Below are 21,881 nucleotides of genomic sequence, written 5' to 3' on the forward strand. Positions count from 1 at the left end.
CGTTGTCCCGGCTCCCGCCCGGGTGCGAGAACTGGACCATGCGCAGCACCACTGCACCCCGGGTCCCGATCGGCACGCTCGTCCGGGACGACCGTGCCCTCCGACGGCTGCTCGTCGTCACGTTCGTGGACACCCTCGGTCGCGGTGCGTTCTTCACCCTCACCACGCTGTACCTCACCACGATCGTCGGCATCGCCCCGGTCGTCGTCGGACTCGGGCTGACCGTCGCCGGAGCCGTCGGCGTCGCCAGCTCCCTGGTGTTCGGGCACCTCGCGGACCGGTTCAGCTCGCGCCGGATGCTCGCGTGGCTGCACGTCGTGCAGGGACTCGCCCTAGTCGGGTACGTGCTCGTCCACGACCTCCCGACGCTCGTCCTGACGGCGTCCGTGGTGACGCTGGCACAGCAGGGCGGCAGCTCGGTCCGCTCGGCCGCGGTCGGTCGGGCGTTCCCGGGGGAGGAGCGGGTCCGGGTCCGGGCGACGATGCGGACCGTCACGAACGTCGGCATCGGGCTCGGCACGGCGGTCGCGGCGATCCCGCTGGCCGTCGGGACGGGTGCGGCCTACCGGGTGACGATGGTCGCCGCGGGCATCCTCTTCCTGGCGTCGGCGGTCCTCGTGCTCGGCCTGCCCGCCGCGCGGATCGACGCCGCGCCCGCCGAACGGACCGACACGGGCACCATCGTCGTCCGGACGCCGGACGGTCGCAGTCCCTACCGTGACGCGAGGTTCCTGACGATCACCGCCCTCACCGGGATCTTCGGCATCCAGTTCGGGTTGTTCGAGGTCGCCGTGCCGCTGTGGGTCGTGCAGCACACCGTGGCACCGGACGTCCTCGTGTCACCCCTGCTCCTCGTGAACACGCTCGCGGTCGTGCTCCTGCAGGTCCGGATGAGTCGGGGGACGGACACGGTCGGAGGCGCTGCGCGGGTGATGCGGCACGCGGGGTGGCTGATGGCGCTCGCGTGCGGGCTGTGGGCGGCGGCCGGGTGGGTGCGCGGTGACGACTGGGTGCCGATCGCGCTCGCCGCCGGGATCCTCGTCGTCGCAGCGATCGCGCACTCGTTGGCCGAGATCACCTCGAGCGCCGCGGGTTGGGCGCTGAGCTTCGAGCTGGCGCCGGCCGACCGGGTCGGGGCGTACCAGGGCGTGTACGGCACCGGGTTCGCGATCGGCGCGATGGTCGCCCCGACGGTGGTCACCGTCACCGCCATCGACCTCGGCACCCCGGGGTGGGCGGTCCTCGCGGTCGTGTTCCTCGGCGCGGCGCTCGGCACCGCACACGTCGCCCGACGGGCCGCGACGCCCGTCGTCCGGGCGCATCGGGAATAGACCGGGGGCACACGGCGATTGGACCGTTACGCCGTGCGACGTCGGCCGTGCCCGGGATTCGGACACCGTCCGATCGCGGTGTCAGGATGGACGACGCCCCGACAGCCCGACGCCCCGACACACGGAGCCTGCACCGGCTCCGGAGCGCGGCGACACGTCACGGCCACCCCACGGCTGCGCACCACCACTTCCCCACGAGGAGCACCACCGTCATGAGACGCCCGAACCGCCTGACCATCACCGCTGCGGTCGCCGCAGCTGCAGCCCTGGTCCTCACCGGCTGCTCGGGCGGGGGCGCCTCGGACGACGCCTCGGGCGGAACCTCCAAGGGCGGCACGCTCAACATCCTGACGACGGCCACCGCGGTGCACCTCGACCCGGCGACCAGCCAGAACCTCAACATCACGACGCTCGGCCTCGTGCTCCGTCGTCTCACCGCGTGGGACGTCGAGCCCGGCAAGACGGCCAAGGTCGTCCCCGACCTCGCGACGAACACCGGCGACTCGAGCGACGGCGGCAAGACCTGGACCTACCACCTCAAGAAGGGGCTGAAGTTCCAGGACGGCACCGAGATCACCACGAAGGACATCAAGTGGGGCATCGAGCGCTCGTTCGCGCCGACGCTCACCGGTGGCCTGAGCTACCACAAGTCGCTCCTCGTCGGCGGTGACAGCTACAAGGGTCCGTTCGACGGCAAGACCCTCGACAGCATCGAGACCCCGGACGACTCGACGATCGTCTTCAAGCTCAACGCGGCATACGGCGACTGGCCGTGGATCGTGTCGATGCCCGCGTTCGCCCCGGTCCCCGAGGGCGACGGCACCGACACCGGTGCGTACGACGCCAAGCCCGTCGCCTCCGGCCCCTACGAGGTGCAGTCCAACACGCAGGGCTCGCAGATCACCCTCGTGCGGAACGAGGAGTGGAGCGCGAAGACCGACGACGTCCGCACCGCCGGCCCGTCGAAGGTCGTGTTCAAGGAGAGCCAGGACCCGTCGACCGTCACCCAGACGCTGATCGCCGACAACGGTGACGCGAAGGACTCGTTCGGCGCGACGTACCTCGGTGCTGCCGAGCTGAACCAGGTCCGCTCGAACCCGGCCGCCCAGGACCGCCTCGCCACCTCGAAGGCCGGCCCGATCAACTACCTCGCGATCAACACGCAGAAGGGCTCGCTCAAGGAGCTCAAGGTCCGGCAGGCGCTGCAGTACGCCGTCGACAAGAAGTCGTACCGGATCGCCGCCGGTGGTGCCCTCGCCGGCTCCTACGCGACGACGCTCATCACGCCCGGCATCGCGGGGCGCCAGCAGTACGACCTGTACGAGCCCGGCGCCACCGGTGACGTGGCCAAGGCGAAGAAGCTCCTGCAGGAAGCCGGCGTCTCGGACCTCAAGCTGACCCTGGTCACGCAGAACGACTCGGCGAACCTGGCCGAGGCGCAGGCGATCCAGGCCGGCCTCAAGCGCGCGGGCATCACCGTGACGCTCAAGCCGCTCGACATCGACTCGTTCTACACGGCGACGACGGACGGCGACGACTTCGACCTCGCGATGTTCAGCTGGCAGCCGGACTTCCCGAGCGCGAACGCCAACATCCAGCCGCTGTACGACTCGTCGCAGATCGGTGGGGGCGGCTACAACGTCTCGAAGTACAGCAACCCCGAGGTCGACGCCCTGATCAAGCAGGCGACGGGCACCATCGACCAGCAGGACGCGCAGAAGCTCTGGGCCGAGGCGGACAAGAAGATCATGGCCGACGCCCCGATCGTCCCGCTCACCTACGCGAAGCAGTCCTTCCTCGCCGGTTCGAACGTGCAGAACTTCCAGATCGCGGACTTCCCGGCGTACCCGAACTACCTCAAGGTCTCGCTCGCCAAGTGAGTGCACCGCTGCTCGAGGTCGAGGGGCTCCACGTCGCGTTCGGCGACGCGGAGCCCGTCGTCCGTGACGTCTCCTTCACCCTGACGCCCGGCCGCGTGCTCGCCCTCGTCGGCGAGTCCGGCTCGGGCAAGTCCGTCAGCGCGATGAGCGTGCTCGGCCTGCTCCCGCCGGAGGCCCGCGTCACCGGCAGCATCCGCTTCCGCGGCACCGAGCTCGTCGGGGCGTCGGACGACGAGCTCCGAGCGGTCCGCGGGGCCGGCATCGGCGTCGTGTTCCAGGAGCCGATGAACTCCTTCACCCCCGTGCTCTCGATCGGCACCCAGATCGCCGAGGCGATCACGGCCCACCCGACGGACCTCGACCGACGCGGTGTGTCCGCGCGGACCGACGAACTCCTCCGCGCGGCCGGGCTCCCGGACCCGCAGCGGATCCGGAAGGCCTACCCGCACGAGCTCTCCGGCGGCCAGCTCCAGCGCGCGATGATCGCGATGGCCCTCGCCGGTGACCCGGTCGCCCTCATCGCCGACGAGCCGACCACCGCGCTCGACGTCACGGTGCAGGCGGGCATCCTCGACCTGCTCCGCACGCTCGGTCGCGAGCGCGACCTCGCCGTGCTGCTCATCACGCACGACATGGGCGTGGTGGCGGACGTCGCCGACGAGGTGCTCGTGATGCGGCGCGGCGACCCGGTCGAGCACGGGACCGTCGCCGAGGTGTTCGCGCACCCGGACGCCGACTACACGCGGGCACTCCTCGCGGCGGTACCGGCCCTGGAGGCGCGACCCACCTCCGCACCGCACGCTGCGGACGGTGGGACGGTCGCGTCCACCGCGCCGGCCGACGAGACGGAGACGAGCCGCGCCTCCCGGCCCCTCGTCGCGCAGCTGCGCGACGTCGCCGTGCGCTACGCGCGCCGCGGTGACCCGACCGTCTCCGGCATCGACCTGACGCTCCGCGCGGGCGAGACGCTCGGACTCGTGGGGGAGTCGGGGTCCGGGAAGTCCACCATCGGGCGTGCGCTCGCCGGTCTCGTGCCGGTCGTCGCGGGGTCCGTCGAGGTGGACGGCAGCGACCTCCGCACCGCTCGTGGTGCACGCCTGCGCGAGCTCCGCAGCCGGGTGGGCATCGTCTTCCAGGACCCCGCGTCCTCGCTCAACCCGCGACAGACCATCGGGTGGAGCATCGCCGAGCCCCTCCTCGTGCACGGCACGGCCTCGGCGGCGGACCGTGCCGAACGGGTCCGCGAGCTGCTCGTGGCGGTCCAGCTCGACCCGTCGTGGGCCGAGCGCTTCCCGCACCAGCTCTCCGGCGGGCAGCGGCAGCGCGTGGCGGTCGCCCGGGCCCTCGCGCTCCGGCCCGCGCTCGTGATCGCCGACGAACCGACCTCGGCGCTGGACGTCACCGTGCAGGCCGCCGTGCTCGACCTCCTCGCGGCACTGCAGCAGGACTTCGGCTTCGGCATGCTCCTCATCAGCCACGACCTCGCCGTGGTGCGGCAGCTCGCCGACGAGGTGGTCGTGCTGCACGACGGCCGCGTGGTCGAGCGCGGCACGACCGACGCCGTGCTCGACGATCCGCAGCAGGACTACACGCGCATGCTCCTCGCGGCAGCGCCCGTCGCCGACCCGGCGCGACAGGCCGCCCGCCGCGAGGCCTGGCGCGCGTGGGAAGGGGTGGCCTCGTGACCGCCAACGTCGTCGACCGTCCGGTCGCGGCAGCCGCGAACCGGAGCACCGGCTTCCGCGCCGTCGTCCGCCGCGTGCGTCAGGACCGCTGGGCGGTCGCGTCCGCGGTCGTCATCGTGGTGTTCGTCGTCGTGGCGCTCGCGGCGCCGCTCATCGCCGCCGTCACCGGCCAGGACCCGTACGGGTACCACATCGACGCGCTCAACTCGTTCGGCGCCCCGCGCGGGGTCGGCGGCGGGATCAGCGGCGAGCACTGGTTCGGGGTCGAGCCCCTGACCGGGCGCGACCTGTTCGCGATCGTCACCTACGGTGCCCGCACCTCGCTCGGCATCGGGATCGCCGCGACGATCGTGTCGATCGTCATCGGCGTGCTCGTCGGCGTGACGACCGGGTTCTTCGGCGGCTGGTACGACCGCGTCCTCTCCCGTGTCGTCGACGTCATCTTCGGCTTCCCGTCGCTCGTCTTCATGATCGCCCTGACCGCGATCGTCCCGACGTCGTTCCCGAAGCCCGTGCTCGTCGTCCTCGTCATCGGGTTCTTCGGGTGGCCCTCGGTCGCCCGTGTCGTGCGCGGGCAGACGCTGTCGCTCGTCACCCGGAACTACGTCGTCGCCTCCACCGCGATGGGCGCCGGGCGCTGGCACGTCATCCGGACGCAGCTGCTGCCGAACCTCGCCGCGACGATCACCGTCTACGCGACGATCTCGATCCCGTCGATGATCGGCGCCGAGGCCGCGCTGTCGTTCCTCGCCGTCGGCGTCACCCCGCCGACGCCGTCGTGGGGCCGCAGCATCGGCGACGCGATCGGTTGGGTGCAGACCGACCCGATGTACCTCGTGTTCCCGGGCCTTGCGCTGTTCCTCATCACCCTGGCGTTCAACGTGCTCGGCGACGCCCTGCGCGACGCCCTCGACCCGCGGAGGAGCAACCGGTGACCACCTTCCGCTTCATCGCGATCCGTGTGCTCGGCGCAGCAGTCGTCCTGCTCGTCGTGGCCGCGATCACCTACGCCCTGTTCATGCTGCTGCCGACGAACCCGGCGCGCGCGATCTGCGACAAGCCCTGCACGCCGGACCGGCTGCGCGAGGTGCAGGCGTTCCTCGGGACGGACAAGCCGTGGATCGCCCAGTTCGGGGCCTACCTCGCGGGCATCTTCACCGGGCGGGCGTTCGGGTCCGGCGCCTCCGTCATACACTGCGCGGCGCCCTGCTTCGGGTACTCGTTCCAGCTCCACGACAGCGTCACGAACCTCATCCTCACGCGCCTGCCCGTCACCGCCTCGATCGCCGTCGGGGCAGCCGTGCTCTGGCTCGTCGCCGGGGTGGCCGGCGGCGCGCTGTCGGCACTGCGCCGAGGGACGTACGTCGACCGCACGGTCATGACGATCGCCGTCGCCGGGGTGTCCGCGCCGTCGTACCTCGTCGGGCTGCTGGCGATCCTGCTGTTCGGGTTCGTGCTCGGCGTCCTGCCCACCAGCGGCTACGTCGCGTTCGGGGACGATCCCGTCGGGTGGTTCACGCACCTCGTCCTGCCGTGGTGCGTGCTCGCGTTCATCAGTGCGGCGATCTACGCCCGGCTGACCCGGGGCGAGATGCTCGAGTCGATGTCGCAGGACTTCGTCCGGACCGCCCGCGCGAAGGGCCTCCGCGAACGCCAGGTCGTCGTGCGCCACGGGCTGCGGACGGCGATCCTCCCCGTGGTGACGCTGTTCGGACTGGACCTCGGGTCGCTGCTCGGCGGTGCCGTCATCACCGAGAAGGTGTTCTCGATGCAGGGGCTCGGTGCGCTGCTCATCGACGCGGTGCACACGCTCGACCTGCAGGTCGTCGTGGGGTTCACGCTGTTCTCTGCGCTGCTCATCGTCACGGCGAACGTGATCGTCGACGTCGTGTACGCGTTCGTCGACCCGCGGGTGCGCCGCCGGGCCTAGGGGGGGGCGCGGCGCGGCCGGGCCGCAGCGTGCGAGGTTCCGCGCAGCACCGGTGGCGCAGTGGGTCGAGCGGACTCAGCCGTCGACCGGCTCCGCGGACCGTGCAGCCCGGACGACCTGCCAGACCGCGAGGGCGACGACGGTGGCCCCAGCGGCCCCGGCGATCCACGATCCGGCGACCCCGAGCACGGGTTCGGTCTCGCAGGTGCTCGTGCCCTGGCCGGGAGCGGCATCGGAGCAGCTGGTCACCTGGACCAGGACCAACCACAGCACCGTCACGGCCACGATGACGGCGACCGTGCTCCACCCCACCACTCGCTCCACGACCCGCTCCGTCCCCGACGTCATCAGTGACGACCAGGCTCGCACGGTCCGGGCGGCCCGTCGGTCTCGATCGTGCAACAGGACGCGGCCGTCGAGGGCTCAGACGCCGTCCCACCACCGCAGCACTCGCGTGCCCACGAGCGTGAGCCAGCGGGACGGCTCGCCGGCGGGCACGTCCACCTCGAACCACTGCCGGCCCGGCGGGCGGACGCCCTGGAGCCACCGTCGGTCAGCACCACGGGCAGCGCGGACCACCTCGATCGCCTCGGCGGCGCGGGGGTCCGGCGCCGCCTCGTCCCGGAGCGCCGCGGCCCGGAGGTGGTCGGTCGCGCGGAGCACGCTGTACCTCCAGCGGAACGGGTACGCGAACTCCGTGGCCCAGGGGCCGACGAGCGCGCCGTCGGACTTCCGGTGGAGCAGTCGTCGGTCGAGGAGGTAGTCGGCGCCTCGGTGGCGGGCGTCCCGGAGCTCGGCCGCGCGGGGATGCCGTCCGTCGGTCAGGACCTCGTGTTGCAGGAGCCCCTCGAGCACGTTGAGGGTCGAGTGGAACGACGAGACCGTCGAGCCCTCGACCCACTCGCAGTTCCACCCGCCGTCGGGCTGCTGGTGTTCGAGCACCCAGTCGGCGATGCCGTCGACGTCGGCGCCCAGCCATGCGCCGTTCGCGAGGGTGAAGGCGTTGATGCAGCAGTCGACCTCGCCGCCCCAGTACGGCAGGTCGTCGTACTCCCACCGGCTGTTCGCGTCGAGTCGTGCGGCGGTGTCGCCGAGGACCGCGGCGTCCAACCCCCACTCGCGCAGGGCGTTGAGCGACCAGGTCGTCGCGGTGTACGGCTGCCCGGGTCCCTCGGGCTCGGGTTCGGCGGGGAAGTACGCGCCGCCGGCCCACTGTCCGTCGGGGTCCTGGTGGGCGAGGAGTGCGGCGCCGAGGCCCTCGGTCGCGACCCGGGCGCGCGTGGCCTGCCAGGTCGGTGCCGGCGCGCCGACGATGTCCCGTTCCACCTGCCACCGCAGGGCCGGGTCCGAGTCGAGGAGCCAGTCGACCACCGTGTCGTCCATGGCGCGGACACTACGCCGGCCATGGCGCGCGGGCGCCTGCGCGCGGCCGGGTCCGCACAACGGGAGTCGATCGGAGCCGTGTGTTCCCGTGGTTCGCGCGCACTTCGGTTGTGCGCCACCGCGCCGAACCGCGCCAGCACCGCGCCGGGCGCCAGGCCCGCCGCGCCCGCGTCAGCCGACGTAGCGGTACGACGCCCCGTCGTCCGTCCGCACGAGCACGCCGAGGTCCACCGCGTCCCGCCGCACGATCGCGACGTCCTCGGCGAACATGGCGATCGCGGCGTTGAGCACCGGCTCGGGGACCGGCCTGCCCGTGCCGAGCCGCTCGAACACGAGCTCCACGATGCGCACGGACAGCGGGTGGCGCTGGTCGTCCGGCACCGGCATCCGGGCGATCCGGTCGAACTCGAGCAGCGCCGCCGGCCCCTGCAGCCGCTGGAGGTCCTGCGCCGTCCGCCCGAGCAGCGGCGTGTCCGGCCCCGCGTCGCCGAGCCAGTCGAACGCCGCGACCGCGAGCCTCGTGCGCTCGTCGAGGACTGCGCCGCCGACGATCGCGGACCGGAGCGACGGGCTCGCCAGCACCGCGACGGCCTGGCGAGCCCGTGCGACCGACTCGCGAAGGTGCATCAGAAGTACGTGATGCCGTGCGGCTCCCGCGGCGGGGTCAGCATCGCCCGCAGGAGTGCCGGCGCCGCCGGGTCCGCCGCGCGGAGGAGCCCGGCCGCCGCGAGCGTCGTCGGCGACACCGACCCGATGAGCAACGCACCGAGGTCCGCGACGTCGAGCTGGAGGTCGGACCCGGCCGCGTCGGCGGTCTTCGTCACGGTGCCCCGCGCCTCCTGGACGTCCAGCCGGTACGTGCCGGAGGCGAACCCGAGCGCATCCGTCACGGCGAGCGTCAGCGAACCGTCGACGGCGTACGGACGCGACGCGAGCACCCGCTCGACGTCGAGGACGCGCAGCCAGACGTGGTCCTCCTCGTGGTCGACGTCGTACGCGCGGTTGTCGCCGAGCGCGGCGACGATCGGGTCGTCGAGCCGCGACCGGTTGTACGTGACGACGTCGTTGAGGTCGATCGAGAGCAGGAACTCCCAGAGCGACAGGTAGGCGTCGTCGGTGGCGTAGACCAGGTCGACGACCTCGAGCGTGGTGTCGCCGTCGCGGCTCTCCTTGACGCGCCAGGTCACGTAGCCGTCGAGCTCGTCGGAGCCGTCCGGGCGGTGCACGGCTGCGCGGACGTCCTTCGCCTTCTCGCCGTCGCCGTTGCGCAGCCCGAACACGACGGGCCAGGTGCCGGCGTTGCGCACCATGGAGCCCGGCGTCCGCGCGTTGAACCGGTCGAAGACGGCACGGCCGGGGCCGCCGGCGAGCCACTCGGGCGTGACGACGCTGACGACGCCGGTGGTCGGTGCGAGGAGCGGGAGCGCACGCTCGCGGCGGACCCGGACGGCCCGCTCGCGGATCGCGCTGCCGAAGCCGAAGCGGCGGTAGATGGTGCCCTCGGACGCGGTCAGCGAGGCGACGGCGTAGCCCTCGGCGACACCGCGCGCGAGGGCGTGCGTCATCATCGCGCGGAGGATCCCGCGGCGGCGCTCGGTCGGTCGGACGGTCACGGCGGAGATCGCCTGGGTGTCGATCGACGAACCGTCGCCCCAGCTCAGCTCCTTGCCGAACCAGGCGAAGGTACCGGCCGGCCAGGTCTCGTCGACGGAGCCCGGTGCGGGTCGGCGGACGTACGCGCCGAGCCAGGTCTGGTCGTCCTCGATGAACTGCGCGACCATGCGCGCGGCCGCCTCGTCGCCGGGGTGCGGTTCGTGGAACCCGAGTCCGACGGCCTGCATCCAGGCCTCGGTCTCGGCGTTCGGTGCCCCCTGCTCGTCCGTCCCGGGCGCGAAGGCGCGCAGCTCGTAGCGGTCGTCGAATGCCTCGTTGCTCACGTTCCCGACCCTATCGGGGTCCGGTGACGGAACGACAGGCGCGACGAGCGGGCCAGGAGGCGCGGGTCGGCCCCGCCACGCGCCGCACGCGGGCTCGGGTCACGCCGTCGCGCGTCGGCTCACCTCGCGGCGCGGCGGGACGCCGATCGGGGCGGGTTCTTCCGGAGGTGCTCGCTGATCCGCCCGAGGATCCGGTCGAGCTCCGCGGCGTCCTCGTCCGTGATCGGTGCGAACAGCAGCCCGTGCACCGTGCCGATGTGCCCCGGGAACACCGCCGCGAGGACGGCTCTCCCGTCGTCGGTCAGCGACACCACGGTGCTGCGCTCGTCGTCCGGAGAGGGGCCGCGCGTGACGAGTCCGCGCTGCTCGAGCAACTGCGCCTGGTAGGTCAGCCCACTGCGGCTGTAGACCACCCCGTCGGCGAGGTCCGTCATCCGCAGGTGCCCGTCGGGGGAGTCCCCGAGTCGTGCCAGCAGCTGGAACTGCACGTACGACAGCCCGCCCACGTCCTTGAGCTGCTGCTCGACCGAGGGGCGCAGGAGCGCACTGACCTCGGTGAACGACAGGTAGGCGCGCAGTTGCGTCGGCGTCAGGGAGGAGGGGATTTCGGACATGATCCGATCCTACCTGTTGCTTCGAGTTCGAAGCAGTGTTACGGTTCCATCAATCGCTTCGAATTCGAAGCAAATGACGGAGGAGTCATCATGAAGGCAGTGCAGTTCCACGAGGTCGGCGGTCCCGAGGTCCTCACCTACGGCGACGTCGACCAGCCCACCCCCGGCCCGGGCGAGGTCCTCGTCCGGGTCTCGGCATCGGCGTACAACGCGGCGGACAACGGCATGCGCGCCGGCTTCCTGCCCATCCCGGTCGCCCTGCCCCACGTCCCCGGGTACGACGTCTCCGGAACGGTCGCGTCCCTCGGGGACGACGTCACGGACCTGGCGGTCGGTGACGCGGTGATCGGCTTCCTGCCGATGGAACGCGACGGCGGAGCGGCCGAGTACGTCGTCGCTCCGGCGGACGCGCTCGTCGCCGCCCCGGCGAGCATCCCGCTGGCGGACGCAGCTGCGCTGCCGTCGGTGGCGCTCACGGCGTGGCAGGCGCTCTTCGACGACGGTCGGCTCGAGGCCGGGCAGCGCGTGCTCGTCGTCGGCGCGGGCGGTGTGGTCGGGAAGTACGCGATCCAGCTCGCGAAGCGCGCCGGTGTCGAGGTCATCGCCACGGCCAGCCCGCGCAGCGCCGACGCCGTCCGCGCCGCCGGTGCCGACCAGGTCGTCGACCACACCACGACCGACGTGCTGCAGGCGGTCGACGGGCAGGTCGACGTCCTGCTCAACCTCGCCCCGATCGAGCCCGAGCAGTTCGCCTCGTTCGTGGCCGCGGTCCGCGACGGGGGTGCGGTCGTGAGCACGACGGCGTTCATGGCGACCCCGGGGGACGAGTCCCGCGGGGTCCGTGCTGCGACGGTGTTCGTGCTGCGGAACCGCGAACGGCTGGCCGAGCTCGTCCGGCTCGTCGACGCCGGGGAGCTCACGGTCGAGGTGACGCGGCGCATCCCGCTGACCGAGCTGCAGGCGCTGCACACCGAGGGCGCCGCCGGACGGATCGCCGGCAAGGTCGTCGTCCTCGTCTGAGCGACCAGCGACCCGGTGGGGGGGGGGGGGGGGGGGATCGTGACCCACCACCGGGCCGGGCGGGTCAGGGGGAGCCGCGCCGCGCCTCCTGGGCCACCACCTCGTCGAGGTCCGCCAGCTTCCGCATCTGCTGGAGCGGACGGGCCATCCGGTTGTTGTCCCGCAGGGCGGGCTCCGTCCGCGCGAGGAAGGCCCAGTAGCCGGCGGTGAACGGGCAGGCGTCCTCGCCGAGCCGCTTCGTCGGGTCGTAGCGGCACCCGCCGCAGTGGTCCGACATCCGGTCGATGTACCGACCACCGGACGCGTACGGCTTCGTCGCGACCATCCCGCCGTCGGCGTGCTGGGACATCCCGATGATGTTCGTGGGCATCACCCAGTCGGTCCCGTCGACGAACACGTCCGTGAACCACTCGGTGAGGTGCACGGGGTCGTACCCGCGCTGCAGCGCCCAGTTGCCCAGCACCATGAGCCGCTGGATGTGGTGCAGCCAGCCGTGGTCGTGCAGGCCCTCGATCGCGGTGCCGAGGCAGGCGGCCTCGACCCGGGACGCGTCGAGCTCCCGCCACCATCGGGGGAGCCGCTCGTGCGCTCCGAGGGCGTTCTCCGACGCCCCGTAGTCGTCGCCGAACCACCAGTAGAGGTGCCAGACGTAGTCGCGCCACCCGGCGACCTGCCGGACGAACCCCTCGACGCTCGCGAGCGGGGCGTCGTCGTCGCGGTGGGCCACGAGTGCCGCCTCGATCGCATCGCGCGGGTCGAGGACACCGAGGTTCATCGGGACGCTGAGCAACGAGTGCGCCATCGTCCAGTCGTTCGTGAGCGTGGCGTCCTCGAACGGGCCGAAGTCGTTCAGCCGGGTGCGCACGAAATCGTCGAGTGCGTGACGGGCCTCGTCGGGCGTGACCGCGAAGCGCCGACGGTCGTCCGCACCGACGAAGCGGGCGATGCCGTCCCGCTCCCAGCGGTCCAGGTCACGTCGGACCTCCTCGTCGACCTCGTCCTCCTCGGGCCACCACGGCTCCGGGAGTCCGAGCGTGGTCGCACCCTTCGGCGGCGACTCCCGGTTCTGCTCGTCGAGGCTGAACTTCCCGCCCACGGGCGCGTCCGAGCGCATCAGCCAGCCCTCGCGACGGCGGACCCGCTCGTAGAACGTCTCCATCCGGAAGCGACCGGTGCCCTGCGCGGCCCACTCGGCGAACTCGTCCTCGTCGGTCACGAAGCCGCGGCTCGGCAGCACCTCGGTGCCCCTGCCCCAGTGCCGCACCTGCGCGCGGAGCGTCCGCGACGGCGGGTCGACGACCTCGAGGTCGTCCCGGCCGACCAGCGCCTGCCGGAGCGTGTCGACCTGCACGTGCTCGACGCGGTCGCCCTCGCCCCGGTCGCGGAGGTCGCGGACCAGGTGCCGGAGCGCACTCAGCCACAGATGCGCCTTCGCACGGTGCACGGGACGCGCGGTGAAGAACTCGCGGGCCTCGACCACGAGGAGCGGGCCGCCGTCGTCGAAGTCCGGGCCGTACTGTCCCGGCAGGATGAGACGCCGGCGCCGCTCGGAGCGTCGGTCGGCCGGGGCGGTGCGCGCGTCCGTCATGCGGCGGACGGTACGCGAGCACGCGGGTGCGGGCCCGGGACGTCCCCCGACTCCACGGCGGTTCCGCGGGCGCGCCGTCCTGTGTAGGGTGGCGGACATGCAGTGCCGCTGAACCCGCTTCCGACTCCCTCCAGTGCCCCGTCGGGGCCGTCGAAAGGTTCAGCATGCCCGCATCCACTCTACCCCTCGCCGGCAAGACCGCCCTCGTCACCGGTGTCTCACGACGCCGTGGCATCGGGTTCGCCGTCGCGTCGAAGCTCGCCGACCTCGGCGCGAGCATCGTCGTGCACCACCACCGCCCGCACGACCTCGACCTGCCGTGGGGCGGCGACGACCTCGACGCCGTCCGCGACGGACTGCGCGCACACCTCACCGAGGGCGCCCGGTTCGCGGACGTCCCCGGCGACCTGTCCGATCCCTCCGTGATCCCGGAGCTGATCGACACCGCGACGGCACTCACCGGCCGCCTCGACGTCCTCGTGTGCAACCACGCCAAGAGCGGGGACGACGGCAGCATCCTCGACATGACCCCGGAGCGGCTCACCGCCTTCTGGGAGGTCAACACCCGGGCGACGATGCTGCTGACCGCCGAGTTCGCCCGGCGCCGCGCACCACGGACGGACGAGCCACGACGGCCGGGGGACCGGATCGTGGGCACCGGCCCGTACGCCGAGGCAGAGGGGCACGTGTTCTGGATGACCTCGGGGCAGATCCACGGGGCGATGATCGGCGAGGTCGCGTACGCCGCGAGCAAGGCCGCGCTCGCCGGGGTGACCGCCACGGTCGCGAAGGAGCTGCTCGAACTCGGCATCGTGCTGAACACCGTCAACCCGGGGCCGGTGAACACGGGCTACATGGACCCGGAGACCACGGACCGGTCGCTCGACGGCCTCGACGAGTACCTGGCGAGCACGCCGTTCGGTCGCGTCGGGACGCCGCAGGACCCGGCCGAACTCATCGGGTGGCTCGCGTCGTCCGCGGGCAGTTGGGTCGTCGGGCAGGTCCTCACGTCGGACGGCGGCTTCAGTCTGTGACGTGGCCACGGTCCTGACGTGGCCACGGTCGGACGGGAGGCGCGGTGCGGGCAGGCACCGCGCCTCCCGTCCGTCGGCGGGTCCTGTCCACCGCGACGGGTCGCGTCCACCGCGACGGCGCGCGCGGACGCGTGGTGACGCCGCGTGGTCGCGCCGTGGTCAGTCGGTCGCGCCGCGCGGGGGATCGACCAGCAGCCCGACGCGGTCCGCCAGGTACGCCTCGAGCGGGACGGCGGCGCCCGCGGTGGGGGACCACCGGACGAACGGACCCCCGTCCGCGACGAAGAGCACGCCCTCCGAGTCGACGAGCGACCCGTCGACCGGGATCGGCGTCGCGCCGTGGTTCACGGTGTCCCCGGGCTCGAAGTGCCCTTTCTGCGCCGCTGCCCGGTAGGCCCGACGGACCTCGGCGGAGACGGACACGAACTGCGACCGCCCGGGTTCGGTGACGCGCGTGATCCGTCCGGTCGCCCAGACCCGGCCGTCGGTCTCGGGGGAGGACCCGAGCAGCAGCGCGCCGACCCGCCACACCCGGCCGAGCGATCGGATGGTGGGCTCGCGCCGGATGCCGAGCACGGCCTTCGGCTCGACGTACTCGCCGAGGGCCTCGTCCGGGACGTCGGCGTCGCGGAGCCGTCGCGCCGCGTCGTCGAGCAGCGCCCTCGCCCGTTCCACGCCGTCCGTCACGTCACCCGAGCGTAGCCCGGTGGGCGCCGCGACCGCGTGGTACCCGCCCGTCGGCGTCGCCCGCGGCGCGTCGGCGACGCACGGCCGACACGGTGCCGATCGTGACCATCACCGCGCCGTACGCCAGCAGGACCCCGGCGATCGCGGGCACGAGCCACGAGCGCGACCCGTTGACGAGCTGGTTCACCAGGCCGATGTCCGGCAGGCTGTACCAGACGACACCGCGCACCTGGGCGGCCATCACCGGCTCGGGATCGGCGAGCGCGTTGTTGTCGCCCTTGAGCGTGAACGTCCGGGACCCGTCCGACGACGACGCGACCGAGACCACCCGGTGGCTGATGACCGCCGGCTGCCCGGACGTGATCTGGTAGGTCACGACGTCGCCGATGCGGATGTCCTCGACGGGCGTGGGCCGGACGACGAGGAGCGTGCCGGGCGGCAGCGTCGGGTCCATCGACTGCGTGAGCACGGTGAGTGGCGTGGACCCGGTCGCCTTCGGCACGACGATGAGCACGACGGCGAGCCCGGCAACGATGACGAGCAGCCCCGTGCTCAGTCCGAGCGCGAGGGCGTGAACGACCGCACGCCAGCCGGTGCGCGGCGGGCGCCGGCCGCGCCGGGAAGCGCCGTCGGTGGCCGCGCTCATGCGCCGCACCGGACGGCCGCCCCGTCGTTCTGGGTGAAGAGGGTGATCTGCCCGGTCCCGACCACGGTGCTCGTGGGGTTGCCCGCGCTGTCGAGGATCTTCACGGTGATCAGCACCGGGCCGCTCGTGGCGACGCTCGCGGGGATCTGGCTCGGCGCGATGGTGAAGCGGCCGTAGTAGTCCTGCTGCTTCGGGGCGACCATCGTGGACGCGTCGCGCCCGGCGTAGGCGCCGTACCAGGTGTCCTTCGGACGGGACGAGGTGGCCCAGGCGACCTCGACGTAGTTGCCGCTGTGGTCCGTGCACGTGAGGGCGGGCGCGGCGGCGGAGGTATTGAGGGAGAAGCCGCCGGACACGACGCCCGAGCTCCACGTGCCGGCCGTCACCGTGAGGTTCACGTTCACGTTCGCGGTGCTCGAAGCCGGCGCGGACGAGGACGGCGTGCTCCGCGTGCACCAGACGGCACTCGCCCGGGCGGCGAGCTTCGTGGTCATGCTCGGCAGCGACGCCCAGGTGCCGGAGACGGAGCCGGTGCCGACCGAGGTCGACGCCGTGCAGGCCGCGGTCCCGGTCACGGGCCACGCGACGACGCTCACGGCCTGTGCGAGGGCGGTCGAGCTGCCGGACACGACGGAGACGGTGGTGGTGGCGGTGCCGGCGAGCGACCCCGCGTTGGTCAGGGTGAGCGGCTTCGTCGTGCTCGTCACGCTCGAGGAGAACGTGGTCGTCATGTCGCTCGTGCCGGTGAGGGACGCCCCGGTCTTCCCGATGGTCACGCTCGAGGCGGTCGTCCCGGTCGCGCTCCAGAGCGCCCACGCGGCGGACGACCCGCCGACGACGAACGCCAGCGCGAGCAGCCCGGCGAGCACGGTGCGGAGTCGGCGGCTCATGCGCTGACCTGCGTCCCGGTCACGGTCAGGGTGAAGTCGGTGACGGCCCCGGCGACGGTCTGCGGTGCGTCGGCGTCGAGGTCCATCTCGACGCACCCGACGGCGCTCGCGCCGGCCGCGAGGGTGAACGAGCCGCTGCCGGTGTCGAAGGCGGCGAGCCGTCCGCTCGCGCCGGACAGGCCGGTGCGGCAGTCGGCGGTGCTGCCGACCACCGCGAGGCGCAGGCTCAGCTCACCGAGCACCGCAGCCGGGGTCGCGTTCGTGGCGGAGGCGACGTTCGTCGAGGTGGTGGCGACCCGCATGGTGAGCGGGATCGAGCCGGTGTTGCGGACCGTGAACGTGCCGGTGACGCCGCCACCAGGACCGAGGACGGACGTGTTCATCGCGGAGAGCGGGCCGGTGGTGATGGTGGCGGTCGCGGACCGCACCGTCGAGGCCGAGGTGCTGGCGGTGCCGTTCCAGAGCGCGTAGGTGCCGCCCGTGCCGAGCAGCGCCGTCACGACCGCGACGACCAGGGCGAGGGCAGTGGGCCAGATCCACCGGTGACGACGCGGCGCCGCGTGGCGTCCGCTCGTCCTCGGTGTGCTGGTCATGTCCGTCCCCTGGTCGTCGTGGTGGTGTGCGCCGCCGTCCGGCGGTGCGGGTGGGCCAGGAGGCGCGTGGTCGCGATCGGCGGATCAGGGACCCATCGAGACCACGGGCTCCACAGCCCGGGTTGCTTCCGCGGGTCAGGAACCGATCGCGGTCTGGGTCAGCGTGAACGCGAGCGCGCCGACGTTGAGCGTGCCGCCCTGGCCCGTGGTGGCCGACGACGGCAGGGTGATCGTGAAGACGACCTTGACGGTCGAGGTCGCGGCCGAGGGGGAGACCACGAAGGTGTTCGCGTTCGCGGTCGACTGCACGACCGAGGCGCTCGACGAGGTCACCGCGAGGGTCTTCGTCGTCGCGGCGAGCAGGGCGCTGTCACCGGTGATGCTCTGGCTGGCGTAGGTGAGGTTCGCCTTGAGGTCCTGGCCGGTCGCACCGATCGTCAGGGTCTGCGTGAACTGGTACGAGTTGCCCGGCACCATGAGGGCGCTCGCCGGGTTGATCGTCGCCGAGCGGCCGTTGGTGATGTCCGTCCAGACGCCGTCGTTGTTCGCGCTGAGGGTCAGCGATCCCGAGCTCACCGAGGAGGCCGCCGTGCTGGCGCTGGCGTTCCACAGGGCGAAGGTGCCCGCGCCGCCGAGGAGGAGGGCGACACCGGCGGCGCCGGCGATGGCACCGGTCACGATCTTGTGCATGAGGGGTCCGTTCTGCGCGTTCGGGCGCGCTGCGACCATCGGCAGTGCCGACGGGACGATGTCATCGACCCGTGGTTCGTGCGGGTCGCGGCTGACCTGTGCCGGAGAGCTGTCGCCGGGCTCCGCGACGTGACACGTCTCGGGCGGGCTGGACTCGCTCTGGTGTCGACGCTACCGGTCCCCCAAAGTGCGGACAAGTGGGAACATGCGTCTGAATGGACCCAGTACAGGGGTCATTTTCGTCCCCGAGAGTGCCGACACTGTTTGTACCCCGATCGGTCTCGGTCGTGCAAGGAATGCCGACCGCCCCCGTACCGTTGCACCGTCCGGAAACGAGGAGGGCCCATGGGCATCGTGCGGTGGCTGTTCGACGCGCAGCTCGTCATCGGCGACCAGACCGTGCTCTGGCGCGAGGTGATCGGCAACGTGTTCGGCCTGCTCAGCGCCCTCGGTGGGATGCGCCGCAAGGTGTGGGCCTGGCCGGTCGGCATCGTCGGCAACGCCCTGCTCTTCACGGTCTTCATGGGAGCGCTCTTCGACACCCCCAATCCGGTGAACCTGCTCGGTCAGGCCGGTCGCCAGGTGATGTTCATCATCGTGAGCGTCTACGGCTGGTACCGCTGGACGCACCGTCCCGACGACGCGACGACCGTGATCGAGCCGCGCTGGGCCTCCTGGAAGGCCCGTGGACTGATGGTCCTCGTCATGGTGGGCGGCACCGCCGTCCTGACCCCGGTGTTCCGCGCCCTCGGCTCGTACGAGCCGGTGTGGAGCGACGCCTGGATCTTCGTCGGCTCGCTGCTCGCGACCTACGGCATGGCCAAGGGTTGGGTGGAGTTCTGGCTGATCTGGGTCGCGGTCGACCTGGTCGGGGTGCCGCTGCTGTTCTCGGCCGGGTACTACGCCTCCGGGCTCATGTACGTGTTCTACGGCGTCTTCACCCTGACCGGGTTCTTCGTCTGGATGCGCCAGCGCACGAAGCCCTCGGCGGCCCCGGTCACGGTCGGCTGACCGAGGCCCCCGCTCTGGGACGAGACAAACCCTCGGGAACAGTGTGTGATGGTCGGATGGCACACCACCACGACGCGGCCTTCGAGGACGAACAGTCCCTGGCCGAACGGATCGTCCGCGCCGCGATCCGCGCCTACCGACTGCACCCGTTCGACAGCGTCGACGCCGAGGTGGTCGCCGAGGTCGCCGGCATCGAGGTGACCACGGTGGAGCGGCTCTTCCCGACGTGGGACGCGCTGCTGCTCGTGACCTACGACCGGTGGACGCAGCTGCGCGGGACGCGTCGGAGGAACCCGCCGACGTGCACGATCGAGCACGTCCGGATGACCCTCGCCGAGGACGTCGCCGACCCCGGCCTGGTGCGGGTGCTCGCCGGTGCCATCACGATCGCGGCGGCCGACACCGGCTTCGCCGAGCTTTTCCGCAAGCGCTTCGAGGAGTACGCCGAGCAGCTCTCGTCCGGGCTCGAGCGCGACGTCGAGTCCGGGTCCGAGCGCCTGGCGATCCCCGCGTACCAGGCCGCGACGCAGCTGCTCGCGGTGTACGAGGGGCTGCAGATCCAGATGCTCGTGCGCCCGCACATCGACGTGCTCGTGGAGTTCGACCGTGCCGTCCGCACCCTCCGTCAGGGGTGGCGCGAGCGCGAGGTGCGGGCGTGGGACCTCGACGAGGTCGTCCTCACCAGCTAGCCCGTCGGGCCGGGCAGGCCGGTCAGGCCCGCGACCGACGCCGCCACGACACGATCTGCCGGAGCGTCACCTTCGAGCCGTACTGCGCGACGGAGTGCCGGAACAGGTACTCGGCGAACCACAGCAGCACGGCCGCGACCACGAACACCTCGACGATGCAGACCACCGACTCGGTGACGGTGAGCGACCCGACCGCGTTCCGGACCATCGCGGTGATCGGTGTGAACGTCGGGAAGTACGTGAAGAACGACGCCACCGGCGAGGTCGGCGTCGTCATCACGAAGAACGCCGCGTAGAGCGGGATGATGAGCGAGAAGATCGCCACCGACTGCAGCGCCGAGGCGTCCTTGATCGACGGCACGGCGGCCCCGACCGCGACGAACAGCGCCGACGCCAGCAGGACCCCGCCGACGAGGAGCAGCGCACCGACCACCATCCGCCAGGGGTCGATGGTCAGCCCGCCCAGTCGTGACGCGACGAGGGGGAGCGCGGCGAGCAGCCCGATCAGCCCCGGGACGACGAACACCCCGACCTGGACGAACCCGACGAGCAGCATCGCGATGACCTTGCCGCGGATGAGGTCGCCGGCCGTGACGGTCGTGAGGATCATCTCGGAGATGCGGTTCTCCTTCTCCTCGACCACCACCGTGACCATGCGGGTGGCGAGCAGGATGACGAGCCCGAAGAACGCGGCGACGTAGAGGAACGGCGGCACGATCGACAACCAGCCCGGCGCCACCCGGCCGTCCGCGTAGGTCGTCAGGTCGGTGTCCGGCGGGTTCCGGAGGAGTTCGACGGACTCCGGGTCGTCGACGGTCGCGGCGACGCTCTGCTCGAGGACCCGCTCCGCCAGCGAGGAGTACCCGCCGTTCCCGAAGAGCCCGCGGTCGGCCGCCTCGACCCGGATCGGCGACGTCGACGGCGACTCGGGGAAGGTGATGAACGCGTCGAGGGTCCCGGAGCGCACCGCGGCCCGGTCGGCCGCGGGGTCGGTCGACGGCGACCCGCCCCACTTCGCGGCGACGCTCTCGGACACCAGACCGGAGTCGTCCACGTACCGGAAGGGCGTCTTCGTCGCGGACGAGCTGGACACCACCGAGTCGGTCCCGGCGGACTGCCCGACCCCGACGAGGAGCGACACCACCACGATGACGACCGGCAGCGCCAGCGTGCCGATCCAGAACGCGGGCTTCTTCACCGCACGCACGAACTCGAACCGGATGACGGTCCCGAGGCGGCTCACGCGGCGGCTCCGGCCCGTGCGGTGTCGGCGGCCGCGTCGGCTCCGGCGTCGTGCCCGTACACCTGGACGAAGATCTCGTCGAGCGGGATGCGCCGCATCTCGAACCCGGTGACGTGCACGCCGGCCGAGACGAGCGACGCGAGGATGTCCGACCCGTCGGCCGCGGCCGCGGGCATCGGCACGAGGTAGGCGACGTGCCCTTCGTGCCGGGCGAGGCGGTACAGCGGCGACGGCGGCACCGGCCCGTCGAGGCCGACCCGGGCGACCGCGCCCCCGAAGGCGTCCTGCACGTCCGGGATGGTGCCGTACGCCGCCGCGGTGCCGTCCTTCAGGAGCAGGATGCGGTCGCAGAGCCGCTCGACCTCGTCCATGTGGTGGGTGACGAGGACGACCGTGGCACCGTCGGCCTTCCGCTCGTCGACGAGGTCCAGCAGCAGCCGACGATTGACCGGGTCGAGGCCCTTCGTCGGCTCGTCGAGGATGAGCAGCCGGGGCCGGTCCATGATCGTGATGCCGAGCTGGACCTTCTGCTGCTGACCGCCGGAGAGCTTGTCCACCCGGAGCTTCGCCCGGTCCGCCAGGCCGACGCGGGCGAGGTAGTCCATGCTCCACGCCGTCGCCTCGGGCCCGCGCAGGCCGCGGAGCCGCCCGAAGTACGTCATCACGTCGATGACCGACTCCTTGCGGTACAGGCCGCGTTCCTCGGGCAGGTAGCCGATCCCGCCGGTGGCCGGTCGGTAGGGCTGCCCGTCGATCGTGAGGGTGCCGGCGGTCGGGGTGGTGATGCCGAGCAGCGCACGGATGGTCGTGGTCTTGCCCGAGCCGTTGCTGCCGAGCAGGCCGAAGGTCTCGCCGGGGGCGATGTCGAACGACAGCCCGTCGACCACGTTCCGGTCCCCGAACCGCATCACGAAGTCCTGCACGCTGATGGTCGCCCCGCTCATGCCGCGACCCTACCGGCAGCGCCTGACGGCGCTCGGGCGTGACCGCCTGACGAACTGGAGGCGCGGTGCCTGCCCGCACCGCGCCT

At 72.2% G+C, this 21,881-nt stretch carries 22 protein-coding genes; 9 read left to right on the forward strand and 13 right to left on the reverse strand.

Features of this window, described 5'->3' with window-relative positions; genetic code table 11:
* The first annotated feature begins 38 nt into the window (after positions 1-38).
* The 5 genes from BJK06_RS12745 to BJK06_RS12765 all read left to right on the forward strand — a co-directional run bounded on the left by BJK06_RS12745 (position 39) and on the right by BJK06_RS12765 (position 6,826).
* Complete coding sequence (locus BJK06_RS12745) at positions 39-1,331, forward strand: MFS transporter (RefSeq protein WP_083295237.1); 1,293 nt, start codon at positions 39-41, stop codon at positions 1,329-1,331.
* Between the two features lie 212 nt (positions 1,332-1,543).
* Positions 1,544-3,211: an ABC transporter substrate-binding protein gene (locus BJK06_RS12750; protein WP_070418206.1), complete on the forward strand. Its 1,668-nt coding sequence runs from the start codon at positions 1,544-1,546 to the stop codon at positions 3,209-3,211.
* Entirely contained in the window at positions 3,208-4,896 is a 1,689-nt protein-coding gene (locus BJK06_RS12755; protein WP_070418207.1) for an ABC transporter ATP-binding protein, read from the forward strand. The genes BJK06_RS12750 and BJK06_RS12755 overlap by 4 nt, the downstream gene beginning before the upstream one ends.
* Positions 4,893-5,831, forward strand: coding sequence for an ABC transporter permease (locus BJK06_RS12760; RefSeq protein ID WP_070418208.1), 939 nt, complete (start codon positions 4,893-4,895; stop codon positions 5,829-5,831). The genes BJK06_RS12755 and BJK06_RS12760 overlap by 4 nt, the downstream gene beginning before the upstream one ends.
* Positions 5,828-6,826 carry an ABC transporter permease gene (locus tag BJK06_RS12765; RefSeq protein WP_070418209.1) on the forward strand — a complete coding sequence of 333 codons (999 nt, stop codon included), beginning with the start codon at positions 5,828-5,830 and terminating at the stop codon, positions 6,824-6,826. Before BJK06_RS12760 ends, BJK06_RS12765 begins: the two co-directional genes overlap by 4 nt.
* A gap of 75 nt (positions 6,827-6,901) precedes the next feature.
* Here the strand turns inward: BJK06_RS12765 and BJK06_RS12770 are convergent, their stop codons facing one another.
* From BJK06_RS12770 to BJK06_RS12790, 5 genes are all read right to left on the reverse strand, one after another.
* On the reverse strand, positions 6,902-7,150 hold the full coding sequence (locus tag BJK06_RS12770) for a hypothetical protein (RefSeq protein WP_156794858.1): 249 nt from the start codon (positions 7,148-7,150) through the stop codon (positions 6,902-6,904).
* 99 nt (positions 7,151-7,249) lie between these two features.
* Entirely contained in the window at positions 7,250-8,209 is a 960-nt protein-coding gene (locus BJK06_RS12775) for a prenyltransferase/squalene oxidase repeat-containing protein (protein ID WP_070418211.1), read from the reverse strand.
* Positions 8,210-8,380: 171 nt separating this feature from the next.
* Positions 8,381-8,836: a DUF2087 domain-containing protein gene (locus BJK06_RS12780; RefSeq protein ID WP_070418212.1), complete on the reverse strand. Its 456-nt coding sequence runs from the start codon at positions 8,834-8,836 to the stop codon at positions 8,381-8,383.
* A complete protein-coding gene (locus BJK06_RS12785; RefSeq protein ID WP_070418213.1) occupies positions 8,836-10,146 on the reverse strand; it encodes a GNAT family N-acetyltransferase in 1,311 nt (436 codons plus the stop codon). The genes BJK06_RS12780 and BJK06_RS12785 overlap by 1 nt, the downstream gene beginning before the upstream one ends.
* A 119-nt stretch (positions 10,147-10,265) precedes the next feature.
* Complete coding sequence (locus BJK06_RS12790; RefSeq protein ID WP_070418214.1) at positions 10,266-10,760, reverse strand: MarR family winged helix-turn-helix transcriptional regulator; 495 nt, start codon at positions 10,758-10,760, stop codon at positions 10,266-10,268.
* Positions 10,761-10,850: 90 nt separating this feature from the next.
* On the opposite strand from BJK06_RS12790, the gene BJK06_RS12795 reads away from it, so the two are divergent.
* Entirely contained in the window at positions 10,851-11,780 is a 930-nt protein-coding gene (locus tag BJK06_RS12795; protein WP_070418215.1) for an NADP-dependent oxidoreductase, read from the forward strand.
* Positions 11,781-11,844: 64 nt separating this feature from the next.
* On the opposite strand, the gene BJK06_RS12800 is transcribed toward BJK06_RS12795, so the two are convergent.
* Positions 11,845-13,368 carry a cryptochrome/photolyase family protein gene (locus BJK06_RS12800; RefSeq protein ID WP_070418216.1) on the reverse strand — a complete coding sequence of 508 codons (1,524 nt, stop codon included), beginning with the start codon at positions 13,366-13,368 and terminating at the stop codon, positions 11,845-11,847.
* A 164-nt stretch (positions 13,369-13,532) separates the two neighbouring features.
* Between BJK06_RS12800 and BJK06_RS12805 the strand changes: the two genes are divergently transcribed.
* Positions 13,533-14,402 (forward strand): SDR family oxidoreductase, encoded by an 870-nt coding sequence (locus tag BJK06_RS12805; protein ID WP_070418217.1) that lies wholly within the window; start codon positions 13,533-13,535, stop codon positions 14,400-14,402.
* A 159-nt stretch (positions 14,403-14,561) separates the two neighbouring features.
* Here BJK06_RS12805 and BJK06_RS12810 read toward each other — a convergent pair whose 3' ends face one another.
* The 5 genes from BJK06_RS12810 to BJK06_RS12835 all read right to left on the reverse strand — a co-directional run bounded on the left by BJK06_RS12810 (position 14,562) and on the right by BJK06_RS12835 (position 17,908).
* Positions 14,562-15,089: a hypothetical protein gene (locus tag BJK06_RS12810; protein WP_070418218.1), complete on the reverse strand. Its 528-nt coding sequence runs from the start codon at positions 15,087-15,089 to the stop codon at positions 14,562-14,564.
* Position 15,090: 1 nt separating this feature from the next.
* Positions 15,091-15,735 carry a signal peptidase I gene (locus BJK06_RS12815; RefSeq protein WP_156794859.1) on the reverse strand — a complete coding sequence of 215 codons (645 nt, stop codon included), beginning with the start codon at positions 15,733-15,735 and terminating at the stop codon, positions 15,091-15,093.
* Entirely contained in the window at positions 15,732-16,625 is an 894-nt protein-coding gene (locus BJK06_RS18660) for a hypothetical protein (protein WP_156794860.1), read from the reverse strand. Before BJK06_RS18660 ends, BJK06_RS12815 begins: the two co-directional genes overlap by 4 nt.
* Positions 16,622-17,218: a TasA family protein gene (locus BJK06_RS12830; protein WP_070418222.1), complete on the reverse strand. Its 597-nt coding sequence runs from the start codon at positions 17,216-17,218 to the stop codon at positions 16,622-16,624. Before BJK06_RS12830 ends, BJK06_RS18660 begins: the two co-directional genes overlap by 4 nt.
* A gap of 135 nt (positions 17,219-17,353) precedes the next feature.
* Positions 17,354-17,908, reverse strand: coding sequence for an alternate-type signal peptide domain-containing protein (locus BJK06_RS12835; RefSeq protein ID WP_070419449.1), 555 nt, complete (start codon positions 17,906-17,908; stop codon positions 17,354-17,356).
* Between the two features lie 345 nt (positions 17,909-18,253).
* On the opposite strand from BJK06_RS12835, the gene pnuC reads away from it, so the two are divergent.
* Both pnuC and BJK06_RS12845 read left to right on the forward strand, forming a co-directional pair.
* Positions 18,254-18,919 carry a nicotinamide riboside transporter PnuC gene (gene pnuC, locus BJK06_RS12840; RefSeq protein ID WP_070418223.1) on the forward strand — a complete coding sequence of 222 codons (666 nt, stop codon included), beginning with the start codon at positions 18,254-18,256 and terminating at the stop codon, positions 18,917-18,919.
* A gap of 56 nt (positions 18,920-18,975) precedes the next feature.
* On the forward strand, positions 18,976-19,608 hold the full coding sequence (locus BJK06_RS12845; protein ID WP_070418224.1) for a TetR/AcrR family transcriptional regulator: 633 nt from the start codon (positions 18,976-18,978) through the stop codon (positions 19,606-19,608).
* A 22-nt stretch (positions 19,609-19,630) separates the two neighbouring features.
* Here BJK06_RS12845 and BJK06_RS12850 read toward each other — a convergent pair whose 3' ends face one another.
* The gene (locus BJK06_RS12850; protein ID WP_070418225.1) at positions 19,631-20,851 is read right to left on the reverse strand and encodes an ABC transporter permease; all 1,221 of its coding nucleotides are present in this window, start codon (positions 20,849-20,851) and stop codon (positions 19,631-19,633) included.
* Positions 20,848-21,795, reverse strand: coding sequence for an ABC transporter ATP-binding protein (locus tag BJK06_RS12855; RefSeq protein ID WP_070418226.1), 948 nt, complete (start codon positions 21,793-21,795; stop codon positions 20,848-20,850). Before BJK06_RS12855 ends, BJK06_RS12850 begins: the two co-directional genes overlap by 4 nt.
* Positions 21,796-21,881: the final 86 nt, after the last annotated feature.

It is taken from the genome of Curtobacterium sp. BH-2-1-1, from assembly GCF_001806325.1.
Taxonomy (GTDB): Bacteria; Actinomycetota; Actinomycetes; order Actinomycetales; family Microbacteriaceae; genus Curtobacterium.